The following is a 12,308-nucleotide window of genomic DNA, read 5'->3' on the forward strand; positions in this document are numbered from 1 at the left end:
AAAAAAGGCGGCCCGCCGGGTCGCCTTTTTTCTATTGTCTAATACCAGGTCAACTACTATTTTATCACAATCTTTTGTGTAAACACCTTCGAGCCTGTTTCAAGATGGAGGAAGTAAATTCCGGGTTTTAGATCGGAAACATCAACAGGAAAGTCTTCTTTATTCAAAATATTGAATTCCTGTTCAAAGGCCTTTTTGCCTTCCAAATCAAAAATTTTCACAACCACATCATTTCCGGAATTGCCGGGAACATCAATGTAAATCACTTCAGAAGCCGGATTGGGGAAAATCTCCAACAAACCGTCCTGTTCTTTTTTAATATTGGTGGGCTCTCCTGGAGAAACCCTTAAAGCATATTCCTTTTCTTTGTTTTTATCCTGAGAAACAACTTTTAGAAAATGAGTCTCATTCAGATCAAAACTTTCCTCTTTAGAAAGAAGCTCGTCGCTGCTACCCCTGTAAATACGGGCTTTTGGCGAAACAGAAAAACCAGCTTTCACACTTGAAACATCAGCCGTAGTAGATGCGTGAACGAGGATCTCACCAGCTTCATGGTCTATGGAAACGGGCATTTGGCCGTCATTGATTCGAACAGCATCAACCCGTGCTCTTCTTCCAGGCTCGGTGACACTAATTTTTACATTCCATATTTCAGTGGTTAGGTCATCCTGTGCCGTAAGGAAATAGGTCATTCCTCCGGTAAAGTTGAGTGTTCCAACTCCGCTGAACTCCTGCTTACTTCCAATATATGCTTTTGCTCCGGACGACAAACTAAAAGAAGCGGTCAGATTGTTTAAATCCTTCATCTCTTCATAAAGATACCCATAAGGCACCACAACCCTAATCTCATTATTTTCCGAATCAATCGTGTAATTATCAGAGATGTTTCTTCCCTCAGCATCTCTTAGAGAAAAACCGGTAAAGTTGGCTTCTGATGATGGTTCTTCAAACTCAACTTTTAAGTCCCAGAACTTTTGAGTTACCCCATCCTCTGCCTCAACAGTTAAAACCACCGGTTTCGATAAATCAACAGTAAAAAAAACAGCCCGAACACCTATCTTTCTTCCGTTAATATAGTAGGTGTTAATCGTTTTGCTATCGATATATCCTATTAATTGCGATAAATCAGTACCATAAGGCATCGTGAAAGTTATTTCATTCTTGTCCTCATTCAACTTCCCCCGGTAATCCCAGCTACTACCCAGGAAAATATAGGAAAAGTCAACACTTTTACTAACCGGCAACTTTTCAATTACGACCTCGTATTGAACTTCGGTTCCATCCTGTGCGATAAAACTTAATTTATTATTAGCAGTCAGGTCGTGATTAATGGAATATCTTCTCGTGGTGCCACTGTAAGAAATACTAACAAACTCTCCGGCATACGAAGCATCCCGATTCAATGTTAATCGAATATTGTAGCTATAATCATTTTCCCCAATCAGGCTAACGGAGCCCGGAACAGTTAAATTAATCGTACGATTTTCATTATCAATACTCCCAAATAAAACGGTAGAAAAATACTCCAAGGAATAATAATACTGAAAAGCTGAAATCTCCACCTGAGATGAACCGGGCAGAGTTTCTACCGCGACATACACAAATACTGTGTTCAGCCCATTTTCTGAAACAAGTTCATACCTTACAGAGGATGAAAAATCCTGTGGTGTCACCCCGCTGATCTGCTCATCTCCGTCAACATAAACTTTTACACCTCGGGCAAGATTAAACTCGGGCCTCAGATTTTTCAAGTCCGTGCCATGAGGCATTTCAATATTCACCTGTCCGTCTGCAAACTGAGACTCCCCTACCTGTTCGGGGATGCGGAAAAATGGATTGCTTCCCCATATCTCATCCGATGGAAACAGACGGATAACTTTAATCGTCCAAAAAGAAGAAACACTTCCATCAACAGTGGACAATTCATAGGTAAGATAGTTGGTGAAATTGTTTTCCGTATTTCCACTTATCTGGTTCACTCCATTTACTCTGGCAATATATCGGGATTCAGCATAAATTCGCTGGCCCCGGCTTATAGAAAATTGAGCAACAAGGTTAGAAACATCCACATCATGGGGAACTTCAAGCTCAATAGTCTTGTTAGGCCAATCAATAAATGAATCGCCCGACTGTCCATTGAGCGAGAAGGTACTAAAACCTAAATCGTAAACAGGCCTCTGTCCATCGGGTAAGATCTCGTGAACCCGAACCAACCAAAATTCAAGCAGAGAGCCATCGTCAGCCGACACCTCATATTGTATATAACGGGAGAAGTCATTTTTTGTAACTCCGCTTTGCTGCACCTGACCATCCACCTTCACAGAGAAGGTTCCATCCTGATCAACATTTTCAAATGTCGCTGCAAGACTGGAAAGGTCAGTCCCCATGGGACAGAAAATGTCAATAGTATTATTCTCAATATTTATTTCACTCTCTTCGGTCTGCCCGGGAACAGAGAAATAAGAAAAAACATGTTTCCCTTTGAATTCATCAAACTCCTCAAAAACATTCAACTCGTAATAGCCTGAAGAACTGCCCCAGCCGGAAACAAAAACCAGGTAATCCTTCCCTCTGTCGGTGGAAAATACCACTTTTGAATTCAAACCGCTAAGGTTTGGGCAACTGGAATTATTATCATCGTTGCGAGTAATGCATTCCCAGTCGTCTCCATTGCTCTCAAACACATACAGATAGGTATCATACTCTGACCCACAGGTGTTTAATTCAAATTCACTATCCCTTCCATCAATGCGATACAAATGCCCTCGCTTAGTAGTGGTTGTGTTCGAAGAATACGTTACTGTATAGAAGGGAGCATCCGAGGTATTTCCCGAAAGGAATTCCTGAAACCTGTCAATTTCCGGAACATCATAAATCTCTGACCGGCTGGGCAAAGAATTTCCCTGACCAAAGGCGGGTAAAATACAAAACAGAGCGAATAGTAAAAATATTTTTCTCATGATATTTCAGGCAAAAAGAAGATACAAAACATTTGATACGGCCAAAAAGAAACGACTTGACATCAAAAAATGAGCAATGAAGGAAATTCTTCAACGGCACCGGTTTTTTTCCGGAGGGTTCTCAACATATTTCATTTCCCCGTACACACGACACAAAACCGGGTAACAGGGCAATAAAATCAAAATCCGGCATAAACACTGAATAGCTCCGGATAAAAAGAAAGGCCTGTTCCCAAATCGCTTTAGGAGCAGGCCTTATAAATTATTTAAAAGGTAAATCCAAGTTTCACCATCGGATTGGTAAGAATATTGACTGAATGGTTATCGGCATCAAGCGCTTCCATTCCGGGTTGAGGAAACATCTTAGCTACAGAATACATATAACTAAAAGCTTTCACTTCGACACCCAGGAAGAAACCTTCCCCAATATAATAGTCAACACCTCCAACCACACTTCCACCAAGTCCGTAAGTCTCAGAAACCTGTTCCCCTAAATCATCGTCCAACAGAGTAAAATCTTTTCGCTGGCCGTAGTTCATATTTAACTGACCTCCGGCATAGGGAAAAACCCGTGTGCCGCCGGTGGAGAAATAGTAATCACCGCCAACATTTAAGATATACTTATGAAAACTGGTTGATGGAACATCGGAATAAGAAGGAATGATCATATTGGGCAGTCCTTCAATACTGTTATCCGGATTAGGCACACCGGGAACATCCTGTTGAGCAGGAGTATTGCTAATAGTTCCCATACCACTTAAACGTACAGCTATGTTGCTTGCCACAAAATACTTTCCTTCCACCCCTATCATATTCACCAGTGAATTATTGTAGGTGGATGAAGTAGAATTGGATGGTGCAAAAATAGAATAGCTGTTTGCATTTTTCTGAACAAATTGAAGATCGTCAAAATCTTCGGCATGTCCCAGTTGCAGGGAAACAGAAATATCTCCTGCCTGTGCTCCAAATCCTCCCTGAGCCATAACCAAACCAGCGGATATGATTAGGACTATACTTAAAACAAATCTTTTCATTAGGATAAGGATTTAAAAATTCATACTTAATTTATATGGGCGGGAACCCGATGTTCCCGCCGCTATTTAATAGGAATTTCTAATCCTTACTCAGCTGAAAACTGAGCATACAAATCATCAACGATCGACTGATAATGATCTCTCTGAGTTTCGAGAGCAACAATGTCGCTTTCAATACCGGCAATTTCGTCCTGCTTCTCAGCAATGCGCTCTTCCTGAGCATTGATTGCGTTGATACCGGTTTCAGAACCACTATTAACAGTAGCTTCAATTTTTCCTTCAAGGGTTTCAATCTCGTCTTCAAGAGTTTCAATTTCAGTCTCAAGGGTTTCAATCTCAGATTCAAGAGTTCCGAGAACACCATCACCTTCAGACTCACCCTTCAATGTATCAAGAAGCGATTTTTTCACTTCAGTAGCAGCCTTGGCAGATTCATAAGCGGCAGTAGCAGCCACCTTAGCATCTCTTGCATTGTTAAACGCAACCAGCAATGCATCGGCCTGAGGTTGCAAATTGCCTTGTTGTGCAACAATCTCATCTCTCTGGGCAGTCCATTCGGTAATGGTGGTGTTCAACAACACCACCAAATCGTTAAGTGCAGTAATTTCAGCTTCCTTAGTTGCAATATCTTCGTTCTTCTCATCAATATCAGCCTGAATTTCTGCAGCACTGGTAATGAAAGGATTAACCATATCGTTGGTCAACTCTTCAATTTCATCAGCTTGATTGTCATAAGCTGTCTGAGCTGTTTCATAGTCAGTTTCAGCTGAAGTTTTCAAAGCTTCTGCATTGTCCATTGCAATTTTGTAATCATTCTCAGAAGCGGGGACTTCATTTCCGTCAGTTCCATCAACCAAGGTGTAAGCATCATCCATAGCTTGTTCAGCAGTATTCATTGCAGTCAGGTTTTCAGTAGAATTATCTACATTATAGGCAGCAACAGCCTGCTCATAAGCATCCTGCTTAGCAAGATAATCAGCATATTTGGCATCATAAGCATTCTTCTTTGTAAGGTAATCGTTGTTATAAGTATTAAAGATAATTCGCTTACTCTGAAGTTCAGGGGCCAACACATCATTCAATTCATCTGTTAATTCGGAAATTTCAGTATTCTTATCAGCCAAATTTTCCTGAAGAACAACCAGCTCATCATTCAACCCTTCGAGTTCATCTTCCTTAACTGTGATTCCGTCTGTAGCTTCGCTCACATCCATGTTAATAGCATACACCAAATCATCGTTGTCCACATCTTCAACATACTCAAGTGTACCACCACTGGTTACCAGGTCAATATTGTCATTCAACTTTTCAATGTCGGCATCAATATCATCGATAAGACCCTGCAGATCGCCAAATGCAGAAAAGTCAGGATTTGTACCATCAGCAACATCATCAAAATCAGTATAATTTGCAATCGCTTCCAAATCATCGCGGAAAGTCGTCAAGTCATTAATAGCAGATTTGTAAGCAGCATCAGCGTTTTCTTTAGCAACTCTTTTGGCAAGAGAGTCAGCCTGCAAAGCCTGGTACTCACCCTCGACTGTTTCGATAAGTGAAGCAATCCCACTGGGGTCTGCCAAAGCAGTCTCCAGAACTTCCAAAGCAGCTTCCTGCTCGGTCAGTTCTGCTTTCATATCGTCCAGGTCAAGAGAATCCTGAGCCAACTGAGCTTTAGTATCACCCAGATTGTATTGCAAGTTAATCAGAGAAATCTGAGCATTATACAATAAACCTCTTTTGGTTTTCAGTTGAGTTAAAACGCCGTTCAAATCACCGATAGCTGTATTCAGTTGGGAATTCAACTCATCGTTTAAACCATCTGCATCCTGAACAGCAGCCAATTTTGCCTGATGTTGCAGATCGGCCAGTTGTAAATTGAGTTTTTCCTGAGCAATTTCCATCTGTATGGCAGCCTCGGCCATAGCCAGGTCAATTTCAGCTTGTTTGGCAGCCTGATTAAGGTCTTCAGTCAGCAGAAACGTAGCCAGTTCGGCTTCCATCTTAGCAATTTCGTTTGCATTGGTGGCCTGCTGAAGAGCATTGGAAATTCGTTGTTGTTCAGCCAGGGCCGCTTCCTTTTCTGCCTGAGCTTCCTGTACTGAAGCCTGAGCCTGCTTGTAAGCAGCCTCTGCATTGGCAAGGGCAGCCTGAGCTTCAGCTGCTGTAGTAGCAGCAGTTGCCTGAGCATTTAACAAGCCGGCCTGGGCCTGTCTGAGGGCTTTTACACCGTCAGTTTCTTCATTCTTAACACATCCGGTTGTGAATAGGAGTCCGGCCAAAACAGCCGCACCGGTCAGGAGTTTTAAATTTTTCATTTCAATAACTGATTAAAATTAAACACAGATAAAATAATTCTGGATTGGAGCGTAAATTTATCAATAATAATTCATTTAATAATTAAACTAAACTCTATTATTGATAAACCAAACACTATTAAGGTATGAAAATAAGATATCTATACACCAGCAAAATGTATTTGGAAATAAACACCGAATTTCTGTGAAGTCTGCTGACATAAATGATTCAAAAACAGCAAGCTTTCAAAGTCATTCTCAACTGACAGCAGAGCAAAATTACCAGAAGATTCTAAAGAACAATCACATATATCAATGCGTTTTCTGAGCCATGGGTATTGTTTTCTGAACGGATAGTTTCAGACAACCAATGAATCATCAATTACAAAATCCGGCCTTCAATTACTATATTTGCAAAAACTAACTAATTACCAACCAATCCTTATGCAAGAACTCACCAATATTCTAACGACAATTGACCGTATGATCGGAGGGTCATCCTGGTTTGTTTACCTTTTACTGGGCACAGGACTGTTCTTTACCATTTATCTGGTATTTCCACAGATAAGATATTTTAAATACGCCATAAAAATAGTGCGTGGGAAATTTGACAGAGAGGGTGACGAAGGTGACACCAGTCATTTCCAGGCACTCACCACGGCCTTATCGGGAACCGTTGGCACCGGCAATATTGCAGGAGTAGCCCTGGCATTACACCTGGGCGGACCAGCTGCCCTTTTCTGGATGCTGGTTACTGCTCTGATTGGAATGACCACCAAATTTGTGGAGGTTACCCTTTCTCATAAATACCGGGACAAAGCATCTGATGGCTCCATCAGCGGTGGACCAATGTATTACATGAAAAAGCGGCTGAACCTGAAACTGCCGTCCGGAAAAGTAATTAAAACGGGAAGCCTTCTGGCTGTTACTTTTGCGGTTGCCACCATCTTTTCTTCTTTTGGAACCGGTAACCTGCCACAAATCAACAGCATCTCCAATTCTCTTTTTGAAACCTTTGAAATCCCGCACATCCTCACCGGAGCAGTTTTAAGCATCTTTTTGGGCTTCGTTATCCTTGGAGGCATCAAAAGAATTGCCAGGGTAACCCAAACATTGGTTCCGGTGATGGCTGTCATCTATTTCACAGGCGCCTTAATGGTTATCATCTACAATTACGAGAACATCATTCCATCCCTATCGGCCATTGCCTCAGGGGTGTTTACCGGGAGTTCGGCGACTGGTGGGTTTTTGGGAGCATCAGTAGCTTTTGCTTTTAACCGCGGAGTGAACCGCGGACTCTTCTCCAATGAAGCGGGTCAGGGCTCGGCCCCTATTGCCCACGCAGCCGCCAGAGCACACGAACCCGTATCGGAAGGACTCGTAGCCCTTCTGGAACCCTTCATTGATACCATTATAATATGTATGCTTACAGGATTGACGCTAATGGCATCGGGAGTCTGGAGCGAAAAATTTGAAAACCGTTTTCAGATGACCGACATGGAAATCGTGGAAGGCTTTTATACTGATGAAAACCGGGAAATCCTGCGAGACCACTTGTCAGGCAAAAAAACCCTTCCCCTATTCAGCGGAAATATGGAAATTGTCAATGGTACACCGGCAGATAACATCACCATTCTTCATGCCCGTTCGGTTGCTGAAGAGGTAAATATTTATCAAAACCAGCAGCCATTCTCCGGGGCCGTAAAAGTCATAAAAGGCCAATTAGCGCAACCGGATAAATACACTATTGAAGGAAAATCGCTGCTGCACAGTGCCCCCCTGACCACAGTCGCTTTTTCCAGAAGTTGGCTGGGAGAATACGGCAAATACATCGTGTCCATTGGCCTGCTGCTGTTTGCTTTTTCCACAGCCATTTCCTGGAGTTATTACGGAGGCAGAGCGGTCACTTTTCTTTTCGGCATCAAAGGGATATTGTGGTACAAAGCCGTTTACATCATTGGATTCTTCCTGGCCTCCTTTACCGACACCACCATTGTTTGGATTCTTTCGGGAATTACCATCGCCCTAATGACCATTCCCAACCTGATAGGCCTTCTGATCCTCCACAAAGAAGTGAAACAGGAAGTAAAAAGTTTCTGGAATGAATACAATGAAAGCTTTCCGGATGAAAAAGGACCAAAATATTGATATCTAAAAAGGAAGTAACAGAGAATAAAAGCTGAACAAAAGTTCAATAGTCCATTAAAAAAAGCTTAAATGCAGAGACGCAATGATGCCGCGTTTTTATTATGAGTGAGTGGCGGCTCTCCTATTTAATTTTACAATAAACTGATTATTAATTATTTGTAACCCCGAAGCTTCGAAATAACGGAGTATTGAAAGTTGATTAGTCCATTTAACCTCAGACTTAGTCTCAATTTTCATTGGACCCTGGATTTCAGCCAAGGAACAAAAGTATAATAAATGGTATCGCTAATCGTCATAGGATTATTTATTGTGGGAATCGGAATCGGACTGTTATTTAGGAAGCAGTCTCGATTTCTGAAAGTCACCGAGCCCCTTATTTCGCTTGCTATTTTTGCCCTCCTTTTCTTTCTGGGGATTTCTGTGGGAACAGACCCACGCATAGTCCAGAACATCACGATCCTGGGATGGCAGGCAATTTTGCTTAGTAGCGGAGCCATTTTGGGGAGTCTGTTTCTGGCCCGCCTGGCAGCTTCCTTTTTCAGGAAGGATGAAGAGAAACCCCCGAAAGCACCTCAGGAAAAGCACAAAACGCTATCGGTCAAATGGTTCATCAATCTGATAAAGAATCAAAGCCTCTGGATTCTCCTTTTTTTTGTTGGTGGAACAGTAGCCGGACAGATGGACATCTTCCCGTCATTTTGGGGAGATGCAATAGTTGCCACCGCCACGTTGTACGTGATGATGGTTTTGGTCGGTGCCGGGTTGGGAGCAGATCCCCGGGCGTTGGAAATTTTGAAACGCACCAGTTTCCGTATTCTCATGGTTCCGGCCATTGTGATTGTGGGGAGTATTGGGGGTAGCTTGCTGGTTTCATTCCTTATTGATACCGTCGACGCAACCAACGGAATGGCAATTGGTGCAGGTTTTGGCTATTACTCCCTATCTGCCATTTTCATAGGTCAAATCAGTGGAAGTGAGATGGGTGTCATTGCCCTTTTGGCAAATATTTTCCGGGAAGTTATTACACTGATTGCAGCGCCTTTCATGGTCAAATGGTTCGGGAAACTTGGTGCCATTGTATCGGGCGGCGCAACAGCCATGGACACCACCCTGCCCGTCATTGTAAAAGCCACAGGAAAAGAGTATGCAGTAGTTAGTATTTTCAGCGGGATTGTTCTTTCTTTACTGGTTCCGGTGTTGGTGCCTTTCATTTTGGGCCTCTAACAATTATAGAGAACCTGGAAACTGAGGTTTAGACTAAGGCTGAAAGTTGGCCCCCAAACCCAGAACTCAGGCCTCAGAACTCACGACATGCTCAACCACCTCATCACTTTCAACCACCCCGTCGCGCAGGCGGACAATTCTTTTTGCATGACGCGCAATATCCTCTTCATGAGTCACCAACACAATGGTGTTTCCGGCGGTGTGAATGTCTTCAAACAGGCGCATAATATCCACTGAAGTTTTGGAATCCAGATTTCCGGTTGGCTCATCTGCCAGGATAAGTGATGGTTTATTCACCAAAGCTCTGGCAACGGCAACTCTTTGTCGCTGCCCCCCTGACAGTTCATTGGGTTTATGTGTCATCCGATCGGACAAACCTACATTTCCCAGGGCCTGACGTCCTTTTTCGTATCGTTCTTCTTTTGCCACACCGCCATAAATCAATGGAAGCACCACATTGTCCAGGGCCGAATAGCGAGGAAGTAAGTTAAACGTCTGAAAAACAAAACCAATCTCACGGTTCCGGATTTCTGCCAGCTGGTCATCGCTCATGCGGCTCACATCGGTTCCATTCAGCACATACCGGCCAGATGTTGGCGTATCCAGAGCACCAATCAGATTCATCAGGGTAGATTTCCCTGATCCTGACGGGCCCATAATGGCCACATACTCTCCTTTCTCGATAGAAAGTGTCACTCCGTTCAGAGCTTTAACTGTCTGTGTACCTACTTCGTAATGTTTTTTCAGATTTTCGATTTGAATTACCGTTGTATCCATTAATGGGAAACTATTTAATAAACGTGTTTTTATAAGAACAATTATCCATAAGCCTTAAGGAAAAGGCAAACAACCGTTTTAATTTACAGACATCAAAATTTACTCCTTTGATAAAACAAAGAGTCAATGGTTTAAAAAAGAAAAAAAAATCGGCTACCCCTTATCATTTTTTTAAATCCTAATCCCTTTAAATTACTCCGACAAAATCTTACAAGAATTTTACAAAAAACACTATGCAATTTAACTGGTGCAGATTTCTTTTACAGCAGACTATTCGGTTAATATCTCAATACATAGTGCTGTTTGGTACACTCTTTTCGGAAAAATACAATTCCCATCCGGAACAAGTCTATTGAAACAGTAACATCCGGGCGACCGGCAATTTCATCCCATGCTTTCTCCATTCCAGGCGACCAGTGAATATCGTCAAACACAAAAATAGTATCATTGTGGCTTTTCTTCAGACACAACTCAAAATACTCCAGAGTGGTTTGGTATTGATGGTCACCGTCAAACAATACAAAATCCACTTTTTCTGTCTGTTCCAAAAAAGAAGGCAATACCTCCTGAATCTTCCCATTCAACACTTTTATATTTGTCGCTCCGGCACTCTCAAAAACCTGACCTGCCACTCTGCACAAGGCTTTATTTCCCTCAATCGTGGTCACTCTTGCACGTGAATCAGGAAGTGCGAGATAAAGTGTGCCAATCCCTGTTCCTGTCCCCAGTTCAAGAATATTCTCAAACGCTTGCCAGTCAATCATTCTAAACAGCAGTTCTCCGTATTTAGCGGGGATACTTCCTTCCTGAATTAAATTCTTTATATATTTTTCCTTTGCCGGATTTACAGAAGGGGCTCCATACGACTGAACATTTACTTTTCTCTTGCTACGTCTGAGCATGTCACGCGCTGCATTAACTTTATTAAAGCCATAATATGGAAGTTGCTCATAAACCAGTTCCCGAACAAAGTAAAATACAAAAGGAGAATGAATGCCAAATCCTTTTGCATGTCGGGCATAAAGAAAGTACCTCAGGAGGACTTTAACACGAAATAATACCAATGATAATTTCAATTCTTGAATCTTTGAGAAGTTAAAAGTTCCCGATAAAAGTAAACGAAGTTGTTCTTTAAACCAAAAATGGATTTAAAAAACCATTTTTTCGAAATCAGTGGTATCCGGTTAAAAGATTGAAATTGCTCCTATGCATTCCTCATGAAGAGACATTCGGTGCCATTGCAAGCGAAGCAAACCTTTTTCAAGAAATAAGTTTCTCCGGACAATGATGTTTCGAAGTTAAAAGTCGAAAAAGAGACAGCACATAATTTAAACAACCACAATTCCTTTTGATGTTTAACTTTTTTTATACATTTTTTTTATACCTTGCAATCATTGACTAAAAATGAATTACAATTCGTTTTATTACAAACCCAAAATTCACTTTAAACCATGAAGAAGTTATTTTTCATTGCTATCGTGTTTGGCCTAATTTCATGTGCCGGACAAACTGGAAAAGACAAAAAAGCTGAAGAGGCTGCTGAAGAAAAAACAGAAAATGTTTCAGAAGCATTAGAAGACGCAGCTGCCGAAGCTGAAGAGGTGGCTGAAGATGCTGCTGATGCTGCAGAAGAAGCAGCTAAAGATGCCGCTGATGCGGTTGAAGAAACAGCCAAAGATGCTGCTGATGCAGCAGAAGAGGGAGCAGAAAACCTGAAGGAAGAAACTGAAGAATTGTAAAAACAGTGCCTTCATTCATCATCAGGAAAAAGATTAAGAGGTTGTCCCAAAAGACAGCCTCTTCTTTTTGCAATTACTCAAAGTCATCACATCATTTGTTTCAAATCAAGGTTTCTCCTATTTTTGAACTCA

Annotated in this window: 8 protein-coding genes; 3 read left to right on the top strand and 5 right to left on the bottom strand. The window is 41.9% G+C overall.

Translation table 11 applies throughout. From position 1 onward, the window contains the following. Positions 1-56: 56 nt before the first annotated feature. From QZZ43_RS00305 to QZZ43_RS00315, 3 genes are all read right to left on the bottom strand, one after another. Positions 57-2,960 carry a T9SS type A sorting domain-containing protein gene (locus QZZ43_RS00305; RefSeq protein ID WP_291854720.1) on the bottom strand — a complete coding sequence of 968 codons (2,904 nt, stop codon included), beginning with the start codon at positions 2,958-2,960 and terminating at the stop codon, positions 57-59. Positions 2,961-3,226: 266 nt separating this feature from the next. Further along, positions 3,227-3,994, bottom strand: coding sequence for a BT1926 family outer membrane beta-barrel protein (locus tag QZZ43_RS00310; protein WP_291854722.1), 768 nt, complete (start codon positions 3,992-3,994; stop codon positions 3,227-3,229). Between the two features lie 86 nt (positions 3,995-4,080). Further along, on the bottom strand, positions 4,081-6,309 hold the full coding sequence (locus QZZ43_RS00315) for a hypothetical protein (RefSeq protein ID WP_291854725.1): 2,229 nt from the start codon (positions 6,307-6,309) through the stop codon (positions 4,081-4,083). A 423-nt stretch (positions 6,310-6,732) separates the two neighbouring features. On the opposite strand from QZZ43_RS00315, the gene QZZ43_RS00320 reads away from it, so the two are divergent. Together QZZ43_RS00320 and QZZ43_RS00325 are read left to right on the top strand one after the other, a co-directional pair. Then, on the top strand, positions 6,733-8,436 hold the full coding sequence (locus tag QZZ43_RS00320; protein WP_291854729.1) for a sodium:alanine symporter family protein: 1,704 nt from the start codon (positions 6,733-6,735) through the stop codon (positions 8,434-8,436). 276 nt (positions 8,437-8,712) lie between these two features. Continuing rightward, positions 8,713-9,660, top strand: coding sequence for a lysine exporter LysO family protein (locus QZZ43_RS00325; protein WP_291854732.1), 948 nt, complete (start codon positions 8,713-8,715; stop codon positions 9,658-9,660). 66 nt (positions 9,661-9,726) lie between these two features. On the opposite strand, the gene QZZ43_RS00330 is transcribed toward QZZ43_RS00325, so the two are convergent. Further along, positions 9,727-10,437 carry an ABC transporter ATP-binding protein gene (locus QZZ43_RS00330; RefSeq protein ID WP_291854735.1) on the bottom strand — a complete coding sequence of 237 codons (711 nt, stop codon included), beginning with the start codon at positions 10,435-10,437 and terminating at the stop codon, positions 9,727-9,729. 278 nt (positions 10,438-10,715) lie between these two features. After that, positions 10,716-11,513, bottom strand: a complete 798-nt coding sequence (locus tag QZZ43_RS00335) for an O-methyltransferase (RefSeq protein ID WP_291854737.1) — start codon at positions 11,511-11,513, stop codon at positions 10,716-10,718. A 375-nt stretch (positions 11,514-11,888) separates the two neighbouring features. On the opposite strand from QZZ43_RS00335, the gene QZZ43_RS00340 reads away from it, so the two are divergent. After that, on the top strand, positions 11,889-12,176 hold the full coding sequence (locus QZZ43_RS00340) for a YtxH domain-containing protein (RefSeq protein ID WP_291854740.1): 288 nt from the start codon (positions 11,889-11,891) through the stop codon (positions 12,174-12,176). Positions 12,177-12,308 lie beyond the last annotated feature (132 nt).

It is taken from the genome of Marinilabilia sp. (assembly GCF_016278715.1).
Taxonomy (GTDB): domain Bacteria; phylum Bacteroidota; class Bacteroidia; order Bacteroidales; family Marinilabiliaceae; genus Marinilabilia.

Bases quoted from the DNA above. Each gene is read 5' to 3' on its own strand.
- QZZ43_RS00320 (WP_291854729.1), top strand. From the start codon at position 6,733: ATGCAAGAACTCACCAATATTCTAACGACAATTGACCGTATGATCGGA.
- QZZ43_RS00305 (WP_291854720.1), bottom strand. From the start codon at position 2,960: ATGAGAAAAATATTTTTACTATTCGCTCTGTTTTGTATTTTACCCGCC.
- QZZ43_RS00340 (WP_291854740.1), top strand. From the start codon at position 11,889: ATGAAGAAGTTATTTTTCATTGCTATCGTGTTTGGCCTAATTTCATGT.
- QZZ43_RS00315 (WP_291854725.1), bottom strand. From the start codon at position 6,309: ATGAAAAATTTAAAACTCCTGACCGGTGCGGCTGTTTTGGCCGGACTC.
- QZZ43_RS00325 (WP_291854732.1), top strand. From the start codon at position 8,713: ATGGTATCGCTAATCGTCATAGGATTATTTATTGTGGGAATCGGAATC.
- QZZ43_RS00310 (WP_291854722.1), bottom strand. From the start codon at position 3,994: ATGAAAAGATTTGTTTTAAGTATAGTCCTAATCATATCCGCTGGTTTG.
- QZZ43_RS00330 (WP_291854735.1), bottom strand. From the start codon at position 10,437: ATGGATACAACGGTAATTCAAATCGAAAATCTGAAAAAACATTACGAA.